We start from the raw sequence: 19,782 nt of genomic DNA, 5'->3' as shown, positions 1-19,782 counted from the left end.
ACCCGCGCGTGCGTCAGCAAAGCAGCGGTGCCGCTTCGCCCGTCATCGCGGGCCTGGTCCCGCCAACCGCTCCATCGCAAACTGAAGGATCCTGACTATGAGGCACCCCCGATTCCGCGGCGCGGGTTCCAGATCGCCGCGCGCAATCCGAGCCGCCGCGTCTGTCGTGATCGCCGGACTGCCGATCCCCATTCCCACACCAACCCCGACGCCTTCGCTGCCCCGGATGGCTGCGCCGGTCGGTCCGGCCACGGCGAAGACTGCGCAATACCCGGTCTTCGTAACCGCCGACATCGATCCCGGCGCGGAGCGCGACGATGAAGGTGCGATGGCGCTGTGGCTGGCGACGCAGGATCACTTCAATCTGGTCGGGTTCGCAGCATCCATGCCTGGCGGGCTGTCGAGCGGGTTCACCAACCAGATCACCGCCTATGAGGCCGATCGCGCCACCTTGGTGACGCACACGCCCTATCCCGAGCGTTTCAAGGCTGAAGCCGAACTGACGGCATTGTGCGTGCAAGGCCCGCGTTCGCTGTCCCCCTCGAAGGGCTATCGCGAGCCGGGCGACGACGATCAGTACGATCGCGCGCATGCCGCTGCCCAGGCGATGATTGCGGCGGCGGCCGCCCATGGCAATCCGGACAGCGAGCTGCCGCAGGACAAGCTGTGGATCTCGGTGCAGGGTTCGTTCGATGTCGTGGCGCAGGCCGCATATGAGGCGGTCCAGCTTGGCCAGCAGCCCGATTTCTTCAGGCGCGTCCGCATCATCGGTCAGCCGAACTTCAACACCGGCCCGAACGGCGACACGCCGTCGTGGGTCTACCTGACCTCGAACAGCTGGCCGGATGCGGAGACGCCGGGCCTGTTCGGCGACATGCACCTGATTGCCGGGTATCACCAGTGGCACGCGTTCAACCGCGACAACAGCGGCTCCGACGCGGACTTCTGGGTACATCGCATCGTTCCCGCAGGGGCAATGGGCGCGTTCATGCAGAACGAACGCAGCACCAGCAACTATCCGTCGAGCTACTACCGCGCCGGCGACGCCGGTGCATGGTTCTGGCTGATCTCCGCCAAGCTGCAAGGCAATTTTGATCCTGCCAATACGGCGAACTGGTGCGGCAAATATCGACCCTATGTTGGCGAGCTGTGGGCGGCGCGCACATTCGGTTACGGAACGGCGGTCAATCCGCAGTTCCCCAACCCCGAACATACGTGGTGGAACCCGCACGCCTGGGCGCCCGAGCTGACGATCACCAACACGACGACGGCGGCCGAAGCGGCGGTCAACCTCGATCGCTGGTATGCAGCGGTTGCCGAGGCCTTCGAGCGGTATCGCGCGCCGCGCTCGGCACTGGTGCCATCGGCCCATGCCCTCGATCAGTTTGCGCCGGCGGCCGAGCCACTGGAGGCCGAGCTGGTCGACGAATGGCTGATCCGTGAAACCGAGGGCCAGTATCTGCTCGGTACGCATGGCAGCGTGCTGGCGCTTGGCCTGCAGGTGGAAGCTGACACGGCAGACCCGACGTTCATTGCCGAGGGCGTGACGATCGGCACGAACGACTATCTCCGGCTGCCGGAAGCGCCGCGCCTGAACGGGTCGAACAAGCGCCTGATGGCATTCGTGGTGCGGGTCGCGGCGACGTCCGGGATGCAAACGATTGCCGCGCGTGACGATAGCAATGCCAGCAGCCGTCAGTTCCAGCTTCGGTTCAACGGCGGCAGGCTCGAATACATCCGGCGTTATGGTGGCGGAACCTCTGCCACGACGTTCACTGACGACGCGGTGCTGCCCGCAAACACCTGGCTGATGGTTTCGGTCTACGAGGACGGCCCGGCGATCGCCGCATACGTCAATGGGGCCGAAGCGATCAGCGGCACGGTCGCTGGTGCTCCAAACCCCGGCAGCGGTCTCACCTATATCGGATCTCAGCGATCGAGCGGGAGCACGTCCGCCAGTCTGCTCGGCGACATCGCGCATGTCGCCATCTTCGAAAACCTTCAGCCCGAAGACATCGCCGCCGCGCACCAGCGTGTCCGTGATGCCGTAGCAGTGAAAGGAATCACCGTATGATCCACTACCTCGACGCAATGCTGCCCGACAAAGACCCGGACGGCATCATTGAACTGGGCAAGGCGAATCGGACGAAGTTCGGTGTCGATCGGCTCTACCTGCTGGGCATCGTGCCTGACGGGCTGCCGGAAACCGGCAAGATCGCCTATGCCACCGACCCGGAAGAGCGCATCCCCGAGCCGCCGGTTGTCGAAGAACCGGCGAGCGAACCGGTGCCGATCACGCGGCGCTGCATGATTGGCTGCAACATCGGCGCCGGCGGCATGTCGTCGTATCGGCTCGATTATGGGACCGCGTATTTCTATCCCACGGCCGCCGAGCTTCAGCTGGCATGGGATAACGGTATTCGGTTGATCCGGGTGCCATATCGCGCTCGGCGCCTGATGTCGGACGAGACCACGCCGGGGGTCTTTGTCGTCGACCCGGCGGTCGAAAAGCATCTTCATCCGATGATGGATGCGGCGCTGGACATGGGTTTCACGATCATCGTCGAGGAACACGGCTATGGCGCGAGCCGGGAGGCGCGGCAGAAGTCGCCTACCACCGGTAACATGTTCACGCCCAAGCTGACGGTCGAGAAGGCGGCCGGCCTCTACGAATCGTTCATGGCGGGCTTTGGCCGCTATCTGAACCATCCGCGCCTCATCCCGTCATTCGTAAACGAGCCTCATTCGCTCGGCAGTGACTGGTGGCCGATCGGCCGGGAGTTCGTCCGCCTGCACCGTGCGGCGGGCTGGACGACGCCGCTGACGATGTCGATCAGCGGCTATCAGGCGTTTCAGGATCTTGATGACAAGATCGATGATGCAAAGGCGCTGGCCGATAGCGATCCGCTGGGCCGGACCATCATCGACGTGCACCAGTATTTCGATGATGACACGTCGGGTCGCTATCCTTCGCAGGTGATGAAGCTCGGCGACACCTATTCGGACGCGGATGTTGCGGAATGGATCGCCAAGCGGCTTCAGCCCAGCGTCGATGCTGCCCGAGAAGCCGGCCTTACCCTGGCGCTGACCGAGTTTGCGTTCCCGAACAACGCCAAGGGCCGCTTCGCCATGCCGCTGTTCTTCAAATGGCTGGACGATAACGCCGACGTGATCCGGTATGCGACCTGGTTTATCATGTCGACGTTCATGCCCTACGATGCGAACGGTGGGGGCTGGTATGGCCTGACCCAGACGACGAAGACCGGCGCGTCGCCGCTGCTGAAGCAGATCGCCGCGCTCCGAAAATAAGCCACGATCATCAAACCCTCATCAGGGCGGCGCTCGGCCGGAGCGTCGCCCTTTTTCGTTTCGGAAGGAGCCGGTCGATGAACTTGCCTCAGGAAGCACCGCGCGCGCTGGGCGACGCGGTATCGATCGGTGTCGTTGTCGGCACGCTGTCGGACATGCTGCCAGCGATCGCGGCGCTGATGACCGTGATCTGGACCATGATCCGCATCTGGGAAACCGATACGATCCAGCGCGCAATCGGACGCAATCCGGTTGCCAAGGCCGGAGACGAGGACTGATGCCCGGCTATGGTGTGATGCCGGCGGCGCCTCGCCGCAGCATTGGCAGCGCGCTCGTGGCGATCGTTGGCGCCGTCGTGGCAGCCGGTCTGTTCGTCAGCGTGCCGGCCGACGAAAGCGGTCGCGTTGTCGAAGCACGTCCACGCGCTGACCGGGCGATTGAGGTGCGCCACGTAGCCGGCCGCCAGTATCTGGCCGCCTATCGCGATATTGTCGGCATCTGGACGATCTGCGACGGCCTGACCCGCGACGTTCGCGCCGGGATGGTTGAGACGCCGGACGGCTGTCTGATCCGCCTTGAGCGCGAGCTGGTCGAGCATGCGACGCGGATCCGCGCATGTACGCCGCAGCTCTTCGCCACGGGGCGCGAGCAGCAGCTGCACGCTGCGATCAGCCTTTCCTATAATATCGGGTGGCCGTCGTTCTGCGCGTCGACTGCCGCACATCGCTTTCGCGCCGGTCAGTGGGCTGCGGGGTGCGATGCCTTTGCCATGTGGAAGAAGGCAGGCCGACCGTTGCGGGTTGTTCCTGGACTGGTCAACCGGCGCCGGCGCGAGATCCGCATCTGTAAGGCCGGGCTGCCATGAACTGGCTGGCTGCGAACCCGATAAAAACGGTGCTCGTCATCGCGCTTGTCGGTGCCCTGGCCTGGGGAGCGCGCGTCGATCATCTGCGCGCGCGATACCTGGATTTGCTGACACGCATCACGATCGCCATCCCTGATCGCCCAAAGCCGGACAAGGCCCCCGAGGCGATCGCCGCGCTGGTCAAGGGCAGGGATGATGCGCGCACCGATCGCGATGCTGCGCGCCTGATTGTTAAGCAGCAGTCGGCGAGCATCGACGCTTTGGCAGCGGAAACCGACCGTTTGGTCCAGCTCGGCGTCGAGCAACGCCGCCTGGCCGAAGCGACGATCCGCCAGCGTGACGAGTGGATCCGGCGCGCCCAGGCCGCTGAGACGCGCACCGAGCGCTTGTCGGCCGAAACAGAGATGGAGGAATGCAATGCGGTCCTGGACGCGCTGTATCACGACGGCTTCTAGCCTGATGCTCGCGGCCTGCGCCGCTCGCCAGCCCGAGCCACGCGTGCGAGTTGAGACCGCGCCGGTGGCTGTCGCCGTCGGCTGCGTCGTCAACCGACCGGCTCGGGTCACGCCGCTGCGCGAGTTGGTGCCAGCGGCACAATGGGCGGCCCGCGCGCCAGGCGCCAAGGCTCAGGCGGTGCGCGCCCAGGCGGGGCGTCGGATGAACCATGCCGATGCGCTTGATGCGGCAACGCGGGCCTGCCCGCCGCGATAGACGTCGTGCTCGTCATCTGACATACCCGCCGCGCTGCTCGGAACTTAGCCGTTAAGGGTGGCCCGCGCGCGCGGAACAGGCTGGCCGGCTTCGCCGGGTGGCCTGCGGAATAGAAGACCCCTCGGGGGAATACGCAGGGTGCAGCAGCCTGTCTGCGCGGCTAACCGCCCGGTACCGGCGGCAAGGCCAGCCCCAGCGATCCCCCGAGGCCACCCTCTACCATCGCAAGAATTCCGCGCCGACAGGCGCGGCATCCGCCGTCAATCGACGGTGGCCAACTGAGCGCGTCTAGCCGCCGTCGCTCCTCATCCCCGAGGAAACACCACGCATGACCGCGCTTCCCCGCGCAAAGCCCCCGGCTGCCTATCTTGGCGGCAAGAAGAACCTCGCCAAGCGCTTGTGCGCGCTGATCGAGACCATCCCGCACCGTGCCTATGTCGAGCCGTTTGTCGGCATGGGCGGTGTCTTCCTTCGCCGGCAGCAGCCGGCGCCGATCGAAGTCATCAACGACTTCTCAGGCGACGTCGCGAACCTGTTCCGCGTGGTGCGGCGGCATTACGGACCGTTCGTCGACGAGATGCAGCTGCTGTTCGCGAGCCGCGGCGAATTCGATCGCCTGAAGCGGCTCGATCCGACCGGCTTGACCGACATCGAGCGCGCGGTTCGCTTTCTCTTCCTTCAGCGCCTGAGCTTCGGGGGCAAGGTCGAAGGGCGCGCGTTCGGCGTCGATCGCGCGCAAGGAGCGCGCTTCAATCACGCGAGGCTCCGTGCTGACCTCCGCCTGCTCAGCGCGCGCCTCGCACCGGTCACGATCGAGCAGCTCGATTTCGCGCAGCTGATCCGGCGTTACGACGGCAAAGACACGCTGTTCTACCTCGACCCGCCATATGACCAGACCACTGGCTACGGACTGCCGTTCGGCCGCGAGCGGTATGAGGAGATGGCCGAGCAGCTGGACGGCATCGCAGGACAGTTCGTGCTGTCGATCAACGACACCGACTTTGTCCGCTCGACCTTCGCCGCCTTCAAAATTGAAGAAGTCGAAACGACCTGGACGGTATCAGGGCGCGGGACCGCCGCTGGTCGGCGTGTCACCGAGCTGATCATTCGCAACCGCCCGCGGTAGCGGCGTTCGCCGATGCTCCCGGTTCGTGCTTTCGGGTATCAAATCCGGGGGTATGGCGGGGGTATCGGCAGCCCGGAGCCATGCTCAAACACTAGGATTTCTGCGGCCGGCCTTTGAACGCGTCGGACGGAAGCTCCGACGCGGTCAGCGCAAAGCTCGCTGACCCAACCTTCCAACCTCATCAAGACCACGCTTCAGAACGGCCAGTTCATGGTCCAGCATTCCCTCGTAGCTGGTTTCGGTTTCCGAGATGTGCCGGAGCGCTTCTTCCAGTCCGACCAGCGGCGCACTTTCGCGTTTCGTAAATAGCAACAGAGCTGCTGCGGTCGCCTCGTTCAAACGATTACGAGCCGCGCGATAGCGTTCAGCAAGTTCTGCGTGATTTTGATCAGAAAGCTCCCGTCGCAGCAGGACGGCATTATACTCGATCTGCCGAACCGAACGCATTTCCCTCAGCGCGGCTACAGCATCGACATACGCCAATAGCCGCTTCTCCCATCGACGTTCGCTTCGAAAGCGCCATGACCCAATGGCGAGAGCCAAGGCCGCCGCAACGAATGGTGCCGCGATCTTTGCGATCTCCAGCCAAATACTGGCTTGCCCCGATTCCATCGTCACCTCCTGGAAGATCATCAAGATGCTGACCAACGCGGCCGTCAAGTCCGCGCGGCCGCGGCCGCGCGCGTACAAGCTGTTCGACGGAGGCGGGCTGCACCTGTTCGTCGCGCCGACCGGCTTGAAGTCCTGGCGGCTGAAGTATCGTATTGCCGGCCGCGAAAAGCTGCTGGTTATCGGCCAGTTTCCCGATATCGCCCTCGACGGCGCCCGTGCACGGCGGGACCAGGCGCGCGCGGCGATCGCGATCGGCGAGGACCCTGCGCGATCGGCGGAACGACTAGCACCGCGCACGCTGGAACAGGCGGCGCGTGCATGGTTCGAGGCTCGGCGGGAGCGCTGGTCGATCGCCCATGCAGCAGACGTTATCGGTTCGCTCGAGCGACATATCTTTCCGCGCGCCGGCGCACGCGCGATCGCAGCGATCGACGCGGCCGAGCTGCTCGAGTTGCTCGAATCGATCGAGGGCGCGGAAACGGCACGCCGCGTCCGGCAGCGCCTCGATGCGATCTTCGCGTTCGCTCGCCCGCGTGGTTGGGTCGAGGACAATCCGGCCGCTCTGATCGCGGCCGAGCTCGCGCCGCCGGCAGCACCCATCCGGCATCCTGCGGTGACAACAGCCGCAGACGCGCGCAGCGCCTACCGCGCGATCGCGTCAGCCGGCGCGCGGCCGATCGTCAACCTCGCTGCTCAGTTTCTGGCGCTCACCGCCGTCCGCGTCGGGTCGTTGCGGCTCGCCACATGGGAGGAGATCGAGATCGACGACGCAGGCGCGCCGCTGTGGCGCATCCCTGCCGCGCACCTGAAGCTAAGCCGCGCGCGCAAGGCCTCGGCCGACCATGACCACCTAGTGCCGCTGTCGCGTGCCGCGCGGGCGGTACTTGAGGCTGCACGCGGCCATTCCGGTGAGCCGACCGCAAAGATATTCCCGATCGGAGAACGCGCGATCGGCGAGTTGCACGATCGCGCTGGTCTGGCCGGCCGTCATGTGCCGCACGGTTGGCGCGCCAGTTTTTCGACAGTGCTGAACGAGGCAATGCCGGACGAGCGTGTCGCAATCGACGAGGCGCTGGCGCATCAAGTGAAAGGAAAGGTCGAAAGCGCCTACAACCGCGCCGAGCAACTGGCCCGTCGGCGGGCTCTGTTTGATGCTTGGGCAACCGTACTAACAGGCTGAAAATGGCTACGGCGGGCGTATTGGCTACCAAATTGCTTGAACCGGCTCACGCATCTGAAAAAGCGTTACGATCCGAGCCAAGCCGAACCGGTCACGATAAGGGTGAAGCGCGCTGTCGGCGTTGCGTTGTATACCGTGGGGGCACGCCGTCACATTTCGCAACTGCAAGATAATTAACCACAATTTCCTCCGCCAACTAGGAACTCCGACTTGCTCCCTGAGTTTTGACAGCGGCTGCATGCGCGACTGAGCAAGATTCGCCGCAGCAGCAGATCGAGCGGCGTGCGTTCGTTTTTTCGCTCGCGCCGGAAAGAGGGGGATTATCATGGCAAGCAATGACAAGCTAATCACGACTGCGGCATCTGTCGTTCTCGTTTCGGACAGTGTCGACGGCGTCACCGTCGGAGAAGATAAGGCTACGGCTTTCGTGGTCACGAGCGGTGACATTGGTGATGAGACCATTCTCAATTTCAGAACGAATGATTCGCTAATCAATTATCGGCTAATCAGCACTGAGGCCGTCGCCCCCGGGCCAAACGGGACGATCGCTGTCGATGCCGCAGAAAGCCCTGATGGCGATATGCTGTCGATCGTCGCCGCCGATGGTAGCGAGACGCTGAACCTCCGATATCTTGGAAACAAGGACGGCGGTTTTGCCTATGCGGATGCTTCGGTGCGCTTGTCTGGCTTTACCGAAGGGTACGTCACGAACGATACCTTCGACGCCGCGAGCGGCTCAACGACTTATTTTTTCGATAATGCTCTGGGCCTGAATTTGGGGTTCGACACGATCGATAACTTTGGGTCGGACGACATGATCGTAACGACCCGACGGATCTATGACGCGGATGATAGCGAGACGATCACGTTTGGCGCCAACAAGGTGCTGGATCTTTCCGGCGAAGGTGGACCCAAGTCAACCGATGGAAAGTTGAATCCTGGCGGGCAAATCGACGTCAACGGAGTTAGTGGTGACGTGACCGTACTCGACTTTTTGTACGCTCGTGAAGTCAACGGAGTGACCTATTACCACTACGGTATCGACGCGTGATAAGCCGCCGCTCTTAACGTATTCAAACTTCTTGTCCAGACCGCCAGGCACGGCGGCTGGGCAAGCAATTTCTCGGTATTAACTCATGATCGAGGCGCTTGTCTATCTTTTGAATTGAACGAGGCTGCGCCTGATAGGCGTATCGCAATCACGAGGTGTCGCGCACCAGGTCAAGCGCAGGGTCGGAGGGGCGCACAACTGGTTGGCCCGGATCGCACGTCGCCGGTCGGGGTGCTGTGCTGGCAGAGGTCAAATGACGTAGATGCGGCGCGCCATGTGCGAGCGACGAAGCTTCGCTCGAGCGCGAAGATGATAGATCGCCTGCATCCGGCCCATCCCAGATTCTTTACAAAGCTGTTCGATCTCGCTTTCGGTCGGAATCACCGACGCGCCCCCTCGCCGGCGCAGAGCAACGCTCTGGCGTTTCTCGGCCGCAACGTATCACGTGCGACTAGTATCCCGTCAGGTGAGACAAAAATTACATGCTTGAGGCCGCACCCCGACCGTAAAGCTTTATTCGGCACGGTTCCTGCTCCTCCCCCTCGCCGAGCCATCGGGCGGCACAGCCGCCCGGTCCGACCGCCGGAACTTGGCGATCGGTTGGCTGAATTCGAGCCGGTTGCGGGGGAGGGGGAGAGCTTATTGGTGCATGGCCTCGCCAAAGCGAGGCCATTCCTCATTGTGATCTTTAGATCACCCCGGTTTCATCGGTGGTGGAGGATTCGCAGGTCCTGCGATCGCGTCGATCGACAGCTGCGGCGAGCTTCTTCAGCGTTTCGCCAACGAGGCTGTCGCCGTTCCACGTTGCGTCGTGCCGCTTCTCAGCAGTCAGGCCTTCCAGCATCGCGTCGAAAGCGGCGGTCTCGCGCTTTCTGCGATCAACCTCGCACTCCGGGGCAGGAGCTTTGCCAAGCAGCCGCTGCAAGCCAGCCCGCAGGCCTTCTGGCACCAAAAGGGCATAAGCGTTGCTGGCCTGCTCAACGATTGCGCTGCCTGGCTGGGGGTCGTCCTTCGGCCGACTGCGGCGCATCCAGTGAAGGAAGCCGTGTTCGCGGAGCCGCTTCAGCGCGTTGTGCACGGCCGAATAGGCATGTCCGACCGCCTCGGCAATCGTGCGCACTGCGGGCTCGAGCCGGCCAGTGGCAAAATCTACAAGGCCGTAGAGATATTCGAGAACCGCGATCGCGACCGGGCCTAAGGCGCCGTTGCGCGCCCCCGGTTCAGCTTGCTGCCGCTCAGCGCGCGTGACGAGTTCGAACCGCTTGGCAGCCTTCAGGAGCGCGGCGGCCCAGCGCTTGCCTCCGCGCGTCGTGCCACCATTGATCGGCTTCCAAATGCGGTTTTCGATCTGCCCAACCGTATAGCTGTTTCGCCAGACCGGTGCGCCGGATCGGGGGCTGTCGCCACGCTGGTGGAATGATCGTGTTCCTCGATCCGGCTTTATGCCGGCAGCTGCGAGGATGAAGTGGCCGATCGGCTTGGGCACATGGATTGCACACGAAGGATCAGCAGCGGTCGAATTCGGAAACTTGGCCTGGTCGGCGGGCATCTGAGCCGTCCCCCACGGACAGAAATCAGGACGCACGAAACCGCCGCCGGAAGCACTGCTCGCCGACGCGCGGACGTGAAAAATCGATCGAGGGCTCGCTGGGAGCCTCGAGACCCGGAACTGTCAGGGTGGCGCGCGGACGCGCCTGCCGGTCTGCCTGTCGTGGGGGGGTGGGCCGCTCTCAAGCGGCCCGAAGATCAAACCTTAATCGCGCTGACGCCTCGTCGCAGTTCGGAGCGGTCCTCCGCTACCATCACCCGAAATCGCGGCGAAATTGCCGGTTACTGGCCGCGATCCAGCGTATCGCTGGGCTTGCGCGCGTCGCCTTCCTTTTGATGTTCGGTCGAGATGTTGGGAGCGGGCTGAGTCTGTGTCGCGGTGTCGGGGGCGACCTGTTTGTGGCCGGGTTCGGTCGAGATGTTCGGGTCGGGCTGGGTTTCCGTGCGTTCGTTGGTCATGTTGGCACTCCTTGCCATATCTGAACGAGCGCGCCACGCGGCCTGTTCCGCATGCAACAGCCCGCCCCGGCTGAAAGCCAAGGCGGGCTGCCTTCCTCCCCAGGAAGCTCTTGTCAGGCGGCGAACTGATTCATCGTGTTATGTGCGCCGCCCGCCTTCAGGGCGGCTTCGCCCGCGAAATATTCCTTGTGATCGTCGCCGATGTCGGAGCCGGCCATATTCTGATGCCGGACACAGGCGATGCCCTGACGGATTTCCGCGCGCTGGACGTTCTTGACGTAGCCAAGCATCCCCGCCTCCCCGAAATATTCGCGTGCCAGATTGTCCGTCGACAGGGCCGCCGTGTGATAGGTGGGCAGGGTGATCAGATGGTGGAAAATCCCCGCCCGTGCCGACGCATCGCGCTGAAAGGTGCGGATGCGACCATCGGCTTCCTCGGCCAGTTCGGTGCCGTCGTAATCCACGCTCATCAGCTTTGCGCGGTCATAGGCCGACAGATCGCGACCCTCCGCAGCCCAGGCGTCGAACACCTGTTGCCGGAAATTGAGTGTCCAGTTGAAGCTGGGGGAATTGTTGTAGACCAGCTTGGCATTGGGGATCACCGCACGGATGCGGTCGACCATGCCGGCAATCTGGTCGATGTGCGGCTTTTCGGTCTCGATCCACAGCAGATCGGCGCCGTTCTGAAGGCTGGTGATGCAATCCAGCACACAACGATCCTCTCCGGTGCCGGGCCGGAACTGATACAGGTTCGACGGCAGCCTTTTGGGCCGCATCAATTGCCCGTCGCGGTTGATGACGACATCGCCATTCAGGCTGGCGGCATCGACCGGCTCGCAATCGAGGAAGCGGTTATACTGGTCGCCCAGATCGCCGGGTTCGCGTGAATAGGCGATCTGCTTGGTCAGCCCTGCACCCAGCGAATCGGTGCGGGCGACGATAATGCCGTCCTCCACGCCCAGTTCGAGGAACGCGTAGCGAATGGCGCGGATTTTCTGGAGGAAATCCTCATGCGGGACGGTGACCTTGCCGTCCTGATGCCCGCACTGCTTTTCGTCCGACACCTGGTTTTCGATCTGCAGCGCACAGGCGCCTGCCTCGATCATCTTTCGCGCCAGCAGATAGGTCGCCTCTGCATTGCCGAAGCCCGCGTCGATATCCGCAATGATCGGCACGACATGGGTTTCGTGATTGTCGATCGCGTTCAGGATGCGCTGTTCCTCGATCGCGTTGCCGGCCGCGCGCGCCTTGTCCAGCTCGCGGAACAGGCCGCCCAGTTCGCGGGCATCGGCCTGGCGCAGAAAGGTGTACAGCTCCTCGATCAGCGCGGGCACGCTGGTCTTTTCGTGCATCGATTGGTCAGGCAGGGGGCCGAAATCGCTGCGGAGCGCGGCGATCATCCAGCCGGAGAGGTAGAGGTAACGGCCCTTGGTCGTGCCGAAATGCTTCTTGATGGCGATCAGCTTTTGCTGGCCGATGAAGCCGTGCCAGCAGCCGAGCGACTGGGTATAGGCCGCAGGATCGGCGTCGTAGGCGGCCATGTCGGCGCGCATGATCCGTGCGGTATGACGCGCAATGTCGAGGCCGGTGGGAAAGCGGTTCTGGACCCGCATCCGCGCCACCGATTCGGCATTGATCGCGGCCCAGCTCTGGCCCGCCCCGTCGATGGTGCGGGCGGCGTCGGCAATCGTCTGGCTATAGGTCATGGCGCTTCTCGCTTTGGAAAATCCGATGCCGCGATGATGACGGCACCGGGTTTGCCGGGCGATGGCTTTGGCCAAGACTTTACGTCGCGAAGTCGGGTTCTGCGCGAGTTTGATCAGTCGTCCAGTAAAGTCTTTACTGGAGGCGAGTGGCCTTCAGAACGGTCACGGGCTGGGCGATCATCTGATCGGGGAAATGGCCGCCGGGCTTGGTGGGCGAATCGAGGATGCCGTGGATCGTCTCCATCCCCTCCACCACGCGGCCGAACGCGGCATAGCCCAGATTGTCGCCCGGCTTGCTGGGATCGGCGTCGAGCGACGGCTGGTCGCCGATGCTGATGGTGAAGTCGCCCCGCGCGCTGCCGGGTTCGAATCGCGCCACGCTGATCGCGCCGTCGACATGGCGTACGCCAGTCTTGGTCGTCGGTTCATGCGCGATCGGGGGCAGGGCGCGCTTGGGATCATTCTGAACCCCGAACTGGACGAAGCCGAACTTGTCGCCCGCCTTCACCCTCCGATAGAAGCTGATGCCGTCCAATCGCTTCTGGTCGACATATTTCAGGAAATTGGCGGCGGTGATCGGTGCCCGCTCGACCTCGACGGCCACGACGAAGCGGCCCTTGTCGGTTTCGATCGCCACCCGCTCGGTCCGGGGGGCGGGGGGTGGAGGTGCGGTCGGCGTCGGGGCGGGAGCTGGCGTGACCTGCAATGCCAGCGCGATTGCAGCCGAAACGAACCCCATCATGCCCACAAGCCGAACTCCTTTGCCATGCGCCCATGCCCGCACCATGTTGCAGGCCGATGCCCGCCTGACATAGAGGCGGGCCAAGATTTTGCCGATTATGGACGAAAGTGCTGCGATGACCACCCACACGACCCGCATGTTGATCCTGGGGTCCGGCCCCGCCGGCCTGTCCGCCGCCATTTACGGCGCGCGCGCGGGGATGGAGCCGATCGTCGTTCAGGGCATCCAGCCGGGCGGCCAGCTGATGACCACGACGGACGTCGAAAACTATCCCGGCTTTCGAGAGGTCGTGCAGGGCCCGTGGCTGATGGGTGAGATGCAGGCGCAGGCCGAACATGTCGGCACGCGCATGATGTACGACACCATCGTCGAGGTCGACGTGACCCAGCGCCCCTTCCGACTGATCGGCGATGGCGGCGACGTGTATGAGGGCGAAGTGCTGGTGATCGCCACCGGCGCACAGGCCAAGTGGCTGGGGCTGGACAGCGAGGAATTGCTGAAGGGCAAGGGGGTCAGCGCCTGCGCCACCTGCGACGGCTTTTTCTATCGCGGAAAGAAGGTGGCGGTGATCGGCGGCGGCAATACCGCGGTCGAAGAGGCACTGTACCTGACCAACCACAGCCATGACGTGACGCTGATCCACCGCCGCGACACGCTGCGCGCGGAAAAGATCCTTCAGGCGCGGCTGTTCGCGAACGAGCGCATTTCGATGCTGTGGAACAAGGAAGTCGTGCGCTTCATCGACGGCGGCGGCACGGCGGGTCTGGTCGGCATCGAGCTGCGCGACACGGTGACGGGCGAGCTTTCGACGCTGGACGTCGATGGCGGCTTCGTCGCGATCGGCCACCATCCGGCGACCGAGCTGTTCCGCGGTCATGTGGCGCTGGACGAGGATGGTTATATCGCGGTCGAGACGGGTTCGACGCGCACATCGGTCCCCGGCGTGTTCGCGTGCGGCGATGTGATGGACAAGGTTTATCGTCAGGCCGTGACGGCCGCGGGCACGGGCTGCATGGCCGCGCTGGACGCCGAGCGTTTCCTGGCCGAAGCCGAGTTCGCGCAGGAAGAGGCTCAGGCTGCCGCCTGAGCCATCTTCCAAGCCGGTCACCGTCGCGGCGCGGCGCGACCGGCAAAGCTGACGACGCTTTCGGCGCCATTTTCACTGAGCGCCGAGACGCCGAAGAAATAGTCGTCGACGACCACGTCCTTCAGCAGCAATTCGGTCGCCCCGGCGGGCAGGTCGCGGTGATCGGTCCAGTCCTGCTTGTCGTTGCGGCGCCAGTGGACGCGGTATCCGCTGGCGCCCGTGACCGGTGACCAGCGCACGGTCGAATCGGCGCTGACCGCCCCGTCGACGCTGACCTCGGCCGGGGCGGACGGTGCGTCGGCCAGCCGCCGCGCGACCGCGACGTTGATCGCCGTTACCTTGGCCGCATAGTCGAAATCCATCTTGTCGATCGTGTCGCCGTAAACGCGGCCATCTTCGGTCCGCAGATTCTGGTGTTGCTGATCGTAATTCTCCGCCGCCACGGTGAAGCGGACGGCGGGATAGCCCAGCCGCAGGAACGCTTCATGGTCGCCGCCACGCCCGAACCGATCGGGGCGGCGGACGGCGAACACTTCCAGTGCGCCCGGCATCGCCTCGGCCGTGCCGCGAATCGCCTTGGCCAGCGCGCGGCTGGGGCCGTCATCCTCCCCGCCATTGCCGCGGCGGCGGATCTGTTCCTCGATCGATTCGGAAATCCGGATGCCTTCGGAGAAAACGCGCACCCGGTCCGCGACGCGCTGGCCGTTCTGGCCCACGGTATTGCCGACCATGTCGTTGTTCAGCGCCGCATCGACGGTCCAGCCGCGCGCCTTGGCGGTTTCGGCCAGCAGCGTCGCGCCCCACAGACCCTGTTCCTCGCCCGACAGCGCGGCATAGATGATCGTGGCCTTGTGCTTGCTCTTGGACAGGATGCGCGCGGTTTCGATGACCAGCGCGACGCCCGATGCGTCGTCATTGGCGCCGGGCGCGTCGCCCGATGCGTCCATCACGTCCGAATTGCGGCTGTCCAGATGGCCCATCAGGATGACGACGCGGCCCGGTTCGGTGCCGGGTTGCACGCCCAGCACGTCGACGATCTCGACCCCGTTCGGGGCGCGGGGGCCGGTGAAGTTGCGGGCCAGCCGCTCCGTCGTCAGGCAGCCGCCGCATGATTTGCCGATTCGCTTGAACTCGGCCTCGACCCAGTTGCGCGCGGCGCCGATGCCGCGCTTTGGATCGGTGGTGGTCGATGCCGAATGGCGCGTGCCAAACGCGGCCATCGTGGCGACATCGGCGCGCAGCCGCTGGGGAGAAGGTGCTTCCTGAGCCTGAAGGGCAGGAGCGGCGACAAGGGCGATGAGGGGGAGGGTAAAGCGCATGGCCGTGTTTAGGCGGCATGCGGGCCCCGGCTGTCAACGCCCGTCGCGCAGCTGGCTCAGCTCAGCCGGTCGATCCCCTCCCGGTCCAGGCTGCCCGGGATGATCATCACCGGCACGGGCAGCGTGCCCGCGTCCGGCCCGGCGAAATGGCTGACCAGCGGACCCGGCGGGCCGCTGGCTGCGGCGCCCAGCACCAATGCGGCGATGTCGGGATTGGCGGCAATCATCTCCCGCACGATTTTCGGGCCTTCGCCCTGATGCACGGTGATTGACGGCTTGATCCCCGATTCGGACAGCAGCGTGCCCGCCGCGCCCGCGACCAGCGCCTCCGCCCGCAGGCGCGCTTCTTCCTCCATGGTCGCCATCACGCCGCCCCACTGAACGAACTCGGTCGAGGGCACGAGCGCCAGGATTTCGATCGATCCGCCCGTCTTCACCGCGCGCCGCGCGGCAAATCGCATCGCGATTTCCGCTTCCGGACTTTCGTCAATCACCACCAGATACGTACGCATCGCCAGTCATCCTTCCCCTGCGGCACTGACGTGGACGCCCATGCGTTTGAGCGCAAGAGAGGTCGCCTTTGCGTCACCGCAAGATACGTATGCTGACGGGACGCCCCTTGACCCGGGCGGGCGGGATGGCGAAGAGGCCCTAACCCCAGGAAAGGCAGGAATCTCCCTTCATGTCGATCGAACTGAAGATGCCCGCGCTGTCGCCGACGATGGAGGAAGGCACGCTCGCCAAATGGCTCGTCAAGGAAGGCGACACCGTCAAGGCCGGTGACATCATGGCCGAGATTGAAACCGACAAGGCGACGATGGAATTCGAAGCCGTCGACGAAGGTACGATCGCCAAGATCCTCGTCAGCGAAGGATCGGACGGCGTGAAGGTCGGCACCGTCATCGCCATCCTCGCCGAAGAAGGCGAAGACGCCGCCAGCGTCGAAGCGCCCAAGGCGGATGCGCCCAAGGCGGAGAGCAAGGGCGCCGACGAAGCGCGCAAGCAGGAAGTGCAGGAAGAACGGGCCACCGGATCGACCGAACCGGCCAAGGCTGCCCCCGCACCTGCGCCTTCGAAAAGCGATGACGGCAGCCGCGTAAAGGCCAGCCCGCTGGCGCGCCGCCTTGCCGCCGAAAAGGGTCTCGATCTGTCAGCCGTCACCGGCAGCGGTCCGAACGGCCGCATCGTCAAGGCCGATGTCGATAGTGCCAAGCCCGGCGCGGCCAAGACCGAAGCGCCCGCCGCCAAGGCTGAAGCCGCTGCACCGGCCCCGGTCGCTGCGCCCTCTGCCGAGACCAAGGCGGTCTGGTATGACGAGAGCATTCCGCACGAAGTGTCGAAGCTGTCGAACATCCGCAAGACGATCGCCCGCCGCCTGACCGAGGCGAAGCAGACGATCCCGCACATCTATCTGACGGTCGACATCCGCCTCGACGCGCTGCTGAAGCTGCGTGGCGAGCTGAACAAGGGGCTGGAAAGCCGCGGGGTGAAGCTGTCGGTCAACGACATGCTGATCAAGGCGCTGGCCGTGGCGCTGGAAGCGACGCCCAAGTGCAACGTCACCTTCCTTGGCAACGAGCTGGTCAGCTACAGCCGCGCCGATATTTCGGTTGCGGTGTCGACGCCGACCGGCCTGATCACGCCGATCGTGCGCGATGCGGCGAACAAGGCGCTGTCCAAGATCTCGACCGAGATGAAGGAACTGGGCGCGCTGGCCAAGGACAACAAGCTGAAGCCCGAACAATATCAGGGCGGCACCGCGTCGCTTTCGAACATGGGCATGTTCGGCATCAAGCAGTTCGACGCCGTCATCAACCCGCCGCAGGGCATGATCCTGGCGGTCGGCGCTGGCGAAAAGCGGCCCTATATCGTCGACGATGCGCTGGGCGTGGCAACGGTCATGTCGGCCACCGGCAGTTTCGACCACCGCGCGATCGACGGTGCCGATGGTGCGCAGCTGATGAAGCTGTTCAAGGAACTGGTCGAAAGCCCGATGGGTATGATCGCGTGACATGCGCGTGGGTCGGCTGATTCTTGAGGTGCTCTACACGGTGCTGAGCATCGCCGGCGCCTATGGTGTCGGTTGGGCGGCGTCATGGGCCTATCCGGTGGGTCGCGACAACATCTGGCTGATCACCTGGATATCGGTCGCGATCGTCGCGCTGATGGGCGTGCGGCCCGTCATGCGCGCGGCGCGCGGAGTGGCGGCATGAACGCCATGACGCCGGAGACACCGCCGGCGGGCCACCCCGCCCTGCGCGTGACGACGATGCCCGCCGACGCCAATCCCTATGGCGATATTTTCGGTGGCTGGCTGATGAGCCAGATGGACATGGCGGCGGGGCTGGTCGCCGCGCGCCATTCCAGGGGGCGGGCGGTGACCATCGCCGTCGATGCGATGGAGTTTCTCGCTCCCGTCGCGGTCGGTGACGAAGTCTCTGTCTATGCCAATCTGGTCCGCACGGGCCGCACTTCGATGACCATCGAGGTGGAAGCATGGCGGCGTGGCCGTCATGTCGAACAAAGCTGTCGCGTCACCAAGGCGCGTTTCGTGTTCGTCGCGATCGACGAGGCGCGCCGTCCGCGCCCGATCGCCGGCGTCGATTGATCCCATTTTCCCTCGGGAGATTCCTTGTGGCTGATACCTATGACCTGATCGTGCTCGGCTCCGGGCCGGGCGGCTATGTCGCGGCGATCCGCGCGGCACAGCTGGGGCTGAAGACCGCGATCGTCGAGCGTGAGAGTCTGGGCGGCATCTGCCTCAACTGGGGCTGTATCCCGACCAAGGCGCTGCTGCGTTCGGCCGAGATCTTCCACTATATGCAGCACGCCAAGGATTATGGCCTGGCTGCACAGGGCATCAGCGCCGATCTGGAAGCGGTGGTCAAGCGCTCACGCGGGGTCGCCAAGCAGCTGAATCAGGGTGTCACGCACCTGATGAAGAAGAACAAGATCGCCGTGCACATGGGTGAGGGCAAGCTGACCGGGAAGTGCAAGCTGTCGGTCAAGGACAAGGACGGCAAGACCACCGAATTGTCGGCCAAGCACATCATCCTGGCAACCGGCGCGCGCGCCCGCGACCTGCCCGGGACGCCCGCCGACGGCAAGCGCGTCTGGACCTATCGCCACGCCATGACCCCGGCGGAAATGCCGAAGAAGCTGCTGGTCATCGGATCGGGCGCGATCGGAATCGAATTTGCCAGCTTCTACAACGACATGGGCGCCGACGTGACCGTCGTTGAGATGATGGACCGCATCGTGCCGGTCGAGGACGCCGACGTGTCGGCCTTCCTTGAAAAATCGCTGACCAAGCAGGGCATGAAGATCATGACCAAGGCGGGCATCAGCGACCTGAAGCCGGGCGCCGATGGCGTGTCGGTCAAGCTGAAGGACAAGACCGGCAAGGAATCGACCGAGACGTTCAGCCACGTCATCGTCGCCATCGGTATCGTGCCCAACACCGAGAACCTTGGCCTCGACACGTTGAAGGTCGAGACCAACGAGCGCGGTTTCCTGAAGACCGATCCGATGTGCCGCACAAATGTCGACGGGCTGTGGGCGATCGGCGACATCACCGCGCCGCCGTGGCTGGCACACAAGGCCAGCCATGAGGGCGTGATCGCGGCCGAGGCGATTGCCCAGGCGCTGGGCAACAAGGACGTGCACCCGCATGCCATGGATGTCCGCAACATTCCGGGCTGCACCTATTGCCACCCGCAGGTCGCCAGCGTCGGCCTGACCGAAGCCAAGGCCAAGGAAGCGGGTTACGAGGTCAAGGCGGGGACCTTCCCATTCATCGGCAACGGCAAGGCGATCGCGCTGGGCGAGGCGGAAGGCTTCATCAAGACCGTCTTCGACGCCAAGACCGGCGAATTGCTGGGCGCGCACATGGTCGGCGCCGAAGTGACCGAGTTGATCCAGGGTTATACCGTGGGCAAGCAGCTGGAGACGACCGAGGCCGAGTTGATGCAGACGGTGTTCCCGCACCCGACGCTCAGCGAAATGATGCACGAAAGCGTACTGGCCGCTTATGGGCGCGCACTACACATCTGACGATTTTTGCGCGG

General features: G+C 64.3%; 22 protein-coding genes. 14 read left to right on the top strand and 8 right to left on the bottom strand.

Annotation, left to right across the window (positions count from 1 at the left end; all coding sequences use genetic code 11):
- The first annotated feature begins 226 nt into the window (after nt 1–226).
- The 7 genes from ACAX61_RS03715 to ACAX61_RS03685 all read left to right on the top strand — a co-directional run bounded on the left by ACAX61_RS03715 (nt 227) and on the right by ACAX61_RS03685 (nt 6,011).
- A complete protein-coding gene (locus tag ACAX61_RS03715) occupies nt 227–2,074 on the top strand; it encodes a LamG-like jellyroll fold domain-containing protein (protein ID WP_370713469.1) in 1,848 nt (615 codons plus the stop codon).
- Nucleotides 2,071–3,309 (top strand): cellulase family glycosylhydrolase, encoded by a 1,239-nt coding sequence (locus ACAX61_RS03710; protein WP_370713468.1) that lies wholly within the window; start codon nt 2,071–2,073, stop codon nt 3,307–3,309. The genes ACAX61_RS03715 and ACAX61_RS03710 overlap by 4 nt, the downstream gene beginning before the upstream one ends.
- A 77-nt stretch (nt 3,310–3,386) precedes the next feature.
- Nucleotides 3,387–3,587 carry a hypothetical protein gene (locus tag ACAX61_RS03705; protein WP_370713467.1) on the top strand — a complete coding sequence of 67 codons (201 nt, stop codon included), beginning with the start codon at nt 3,387–3,389 and terminating at the stop codon, nt 3,585–3,587.
- Nucleotides 3,587–4,174 carry a lysozyme gene (locus ACAX61_RS03700; RefSeq protein WP_370713466.1) on the top strand — a complete coding sequence of 196 codons (588 nt, stop codon included), beginning with the start codon at nt 3,587–3,589 and terminating at the stop codon, nt 4,172–4,174. Before ACAX61_RS03705 ends, ACAX61_RS03700 begins: the two co-directional genes overlap by 1 nt.
- Nucleotides 4,171–4,629, top strand: a complete 459-nt coding sequence (locus ACAX61_RS03695; protein WP_370713465.1) for a hypothetical protein — start codon at nt 4,171–4,173, stop codon at nt 4,627–4,629. The genes ACAX61_RS03700 and ACAX61_RS03695 overlap by 4 nt, the downstream gene beginning before the upstream one ends.
- Before the next feature lie 43 nt (nt 4,630–4,672).
- Nucleotides 4,673–4,885 carry a hypothetical protein gene (locus ACAX61_RS03690; protein ID WP_370713464.1) on the top strand — a complete coding sequence of 71 codons (213 nt, stop codon included), beginning with the start codon at nt 4,673–4,675 and terminating at the stop codon, nt 4,883–4,885.
- 328 nt (nt 4,886–5,213) lie between these two features.
- Entirely contained in the window at nt 5,214–6,011 is a 798-nt protein-coding gene (locus ACAX61_RS03685) for a DNA adenine methylase (protein WP_370713463.1), read from the top strand.
- Between the two features lie 144 nt (nt 6,012–6,155).
- On the opposite strand, the gene ACAX61_RS03680 is transcribed toward ACAX61_RS03685, so the two are convergent.
- Nucleotides 6,156–6,647, bottom strand: coding sequence for a hypothetical protein (locus ACAX61_RS03680; RefSeq protein ID WP_370713462.1), 492 nt, complete (start codon nt 6,645–6,647; stop codon nt 6,156–6,158).
- 1 nt (nt 6,648) lies between these two features.
- Between ACAX61_RS03680 and ACAX61_RS03675 the strand changes: the two genes are divergently transcribed.
- On the top strand, nt 6,649–7,803 hold the full coding sequence (locus ACAX61_RS03675; RefSeq protein ID WP_370713461.1) for a tyrosine-type recombinase/integrase: 1,155 nt from the start codon (nt 6,649–6,651) through the stop codon (nt 7,801–7,803).
- A gap of 325 nt (nt 7,804–8,128) precedes the next feature.
- The gene (locus ACAX61_RS03670) at nt 8,129–8,854 is read left to right on the top strand and encodes a hypothetical protein (RefSeq protein ID WP_370713460.1); all 726 of its coding nucleotides are present in this window, start codon (nt 8,129–8,131) and stop codon (nt 8,852–8,854) included.
- A 249-nt stretch (nt 8,855–9,103) separates the two neighbouring features.
- On the opposite strand, the gene ACAX61_RS03665 is transcribed toward ACAX61_RS03670, so the two are convergent.
- From ACAX61_RS03665 to ACAX61_RS03645, 5 genes are all read right to left on the bottom strand, one after another.
- Nucleotides 9,104–9,238, bottom strand: a complete 135-nt coding sequence (locus tag ACAX61_RS03665) for a hypothetical protein (protein WP_370713459.1) — start codon at nt 9,236–9,238, stop codon at nt 9,104–9,106.
- 304 nt (nt 9,239–9,542) lie between these two features.
- Entirely contained in the window at nt 9,543–10,403 is an 861-nt protein-coding gene (locus tag ACAX61_RS03660) for a LexA family transcriptional regulator (protein WP_370713458.1), read from the bottom strand.
- Between the two features lie 281 nt (nt 10,404–10,684).
- Nucleotides 10,685–10,861, bottom strand: coding sequence for a hypothetical protein (locus ACAX61_RS03655; protein ID WP_370713457.1), 177 nt, complete (start codon nt 10,859–10,861; stop codon nt 10,685–10,687).
- A gap of 113 nt (nt 10,862–10,974) precedes the next feature.
- Nucleotides 10,975–12,567, bottom strand: coding sequence for an isocitrate lyase (locus ACAX61_RS03650; protein ID WP_370713456.1), 1,593 nt, complete (start codon nt 12,565–12,567; stop codon nt 10,975–10,977).
- Between the two features lie 133 nt (nt 12,568–12,700).
- Nucleotides 12,701–13,309 (bottom strand): peptidylprolyl isomerase, encoded by a 609-nt coding sequence (locus ACAX61_RS03645; protein ID WP_370713455.1) that lies wholly within the window; start codon nt 13,307–13,309, stop codon nt 12,701–12,703.
- A gap of 115 nt (nt 13,310–13,424) precedes the next feature.
- On the opposite strand from ACAX61_RS03645, the gene trxB reads away from it, so the two are divergent.
- Nucleotides 13,425–14,396, top strand: coding sequence for a thioredoxin-disulfide reductase (gene trxB, locus ACAX61_RS03640; RefSeq protein ID WP_370714889.1), 972 nt, complete (start codon nt 13,425–13,427; stop codon nt 14,394–14,396).
- A gap of 17 nt (nt 14,397–14,413) precedes the next feature.
- Here trxB and ACAX61_RS03635 read toward each other — a convergent pair whose 3' ends face one another.
- On the bottom strand, nt 14,414–15,715 hold the full coding sequence (locus ACAX61_RS03635; RefSeq protein WP_370713454.1) for a M28 family metallopeptidase: 1,302 nt from the start codon (nt 15,713–15,715) through the stop codon (nt 14,414–14,416).
- A 56-nt stretch (nt 15,716–15,771) separates the two neighbouring features.
- A complete protein-coding gene (locus ACAX61_RS03630) occupies nt 15,772–16,227 on the bottom strand; it encodes a universal stress protein (RefSeq protein ID WP_325283056.1) in 456 nt (151 codons plus the stop codon).
- 170 nt (nt 16,228–16,397) lie between these two features.
- Between ACAX61_RS03630 and ACAX61_RS03625 the strand changes: the two genes are divergently transcribed.
- From ACAX61_RS03625 to lpdA, 4 genes are read left to right on the top strand one after another with little or no spacing between them, the layout of a single operon-like run.
- A complete protein-coding gene (locus ACAX61_RS03625; protein ID WP_370713453.1) occupies nt 16,398–17,726 on the top strand; it encodes a pyruvate dehydrogenase complex dihydrolipoamide acetyltransferase in 1,329 nt (442 codons plus the stop codon).
- Between the two features lie 7 nt (nt 17,727–17,733).
- Nucleotides 17,734–17,928 (top strand): hypothetical protein, encoded by a 195-nt coding sequence (locus ACAX61_RS03620; protein WP_370713452.1) that lies wholly within the window; start codon nt 17,734–17,736, stop codon nt 17,926–17,928.
- On the top strand, nt 17,925–18,323 hold the full coding sequence (locus ACAX61_RS03615; protein WP_370713451.1) for an acyl-CoA thioesterase: 399 nt from the start codon (nt 17,925–17,927) through the stop codon (nt 18,321–18,323). The genes ACAX61_RS03620 and ACAX61_RS03615 overlap by 4 nt, the downstream gene beginning before the upstream one ends.
- 26 nt (nt 18,324–18,349) lie before the next feature.
- Nucleotides 18,350–19,768 (top strand): dihydrolipoyl dehydrogenase, encoded by a 1,419-nt coding sequence (lpdA, locus tag ACAX61_RS03610; RefSeq protein ID WP_370713450.1) that lies wholly within the window; start codon nt 18,350–18,352, stop codon nt 19,766–19,768.
- Nucleotides 19,769–19,782: the final 14 nt, after the last annotated feature.

Origin of the sequence: Sphingomonas sp. IW22, from assembly GCF_041321155.1 — a bacterium.
Taxonomy (GTDB): Bacteria; Pseudomonadota; Alphaproteobacteria; order Sphingomonadales; family Sphingomonadaceae; genus Sphingomonas.
Note: the sequence above shows the minus strand (reverse complement) of the source record. Positions and strands in the feature narration are given on the sequence as shown.

Bases quoted from the DNA above. Each gene is read 5' to 3' on its own strand.
- ACAX61_RS03625 (WP_370713453.1), top strand. From the start codon at position 16,398: ATGTCGATCGAACTGAAGATGCCCGCGCTGTCGCCGACGATGGAGGAA.
- ACAX61_RS03715 (WP_370713469.1), top strand. From the start codon at position 227: ATGGCTGCGCCGGTCGGTCCGGCCACGGCGAAGACTGCGCAATACCCG.
- ACAX61_RS03700 (WP_370713466.1), top strand. From the start codon at position 3,587: ATGCCCGGCTATGGTGTGATGCCGGCGGCGCCTCGCCGCAGCATTGGC.
- ACAX61_RS03710 (WP_370713468.1), top strand. From the start codon at position 2,071: ATGATCCACTACCTCGACGCAATGCTGCCCGACAAAGACCCGGACGGC.
- ACAX61_RS03650 (WP_370713456.1), bottom strand. From the start codon at position 12,567: ATGACCTATAGCCAGACGATTGCCGACGCCGCCCGCACCATCGACGGG.
- ACAX61_RS03635 (WP_370713454.1), bottom strand. From the start codon at position 15,715: ATGCGCTTTACCCTCCCCCTCATCGCCCTTGTCGCCGCTCCTGCCCTT.
- trxB (WP_370714889.1), top strand. From the start codon at position 13,425: ATGACCACCCACACGACCCGCATGTTGATCCTGGGGTCCGGCCCCGCC.
- ACAX61_RS03655 (WP_370713457.1), bottom strand. From the start codon at position 10,861: ATGACCAACGAACGCACGGAAACCCAGCCCGACCCGAACATCTCGACC.
- ACAX61_RS03675 (WP_370713461.1), top strand. From the start codon at position 6,649: ATGCTGACCAACGCGGCCGTCAAGTCCGCGCGGCCGCGGCCGCGCGCG.
- ACAX61_RS03660 (WP_370713458.1), bottom strand. From the start codon at position 10,403: ATGCCCGCCGACCAGGCCAAGTTTCCGAATTCGACCGCTGCTGATCCT.
- ACAX61_RS03630 (WP_325283056.1), bottom strand. From the start codon at position 16,227: ATGCGTACGTATCTGGTGGTGATTGACGAAAGTCCGGAAGCGGAAATC.
- ACAX61_RS03705 (WP_370713467.1), top strand. From the start codon at position 3,387: ATGAACTTGCCTCAGGAAGCACCGCGCGCGCTGGGCGACGCGGTATCG.
- ACAX61_RS03645 (WP_370713455.1), bottom strand. From the start codon at position 13,309: ATGATGGGGTTCGTTTCGGCTGCAATCGCGCTGGCATTGCAGGTCACG.
- ACAX61_RS03615 (WP_370713451.1), top strand. From the start codon at position 17,925: ATGAACGCCATGACGCCGGAGACACCGCCGGCGGGCCACCCCGCCCTG.
- ACAX61_RS03695 (WP_370713465.1), top strand. From the start codon at position 4,171: ATGAACTGGCTGGCTGCGAACCCGATAAAAACGGTGCTCGTCATCGCG.
- ACAX61_RS03670 (WP_370713460.1), top strand. From the start codon at position 8,129: ATGGCAAGCAATGACAAGCTAATCACGACTGCGGCATCTGTCGTTCTC.
- ACAX61_RS03685 (WP_370713463.1), top strand. From the start codon at position 5,214: ATGACCGCGCTTCCCCGCGCAAAGCCCCCGGCTGCCTATCTTGGCGGC.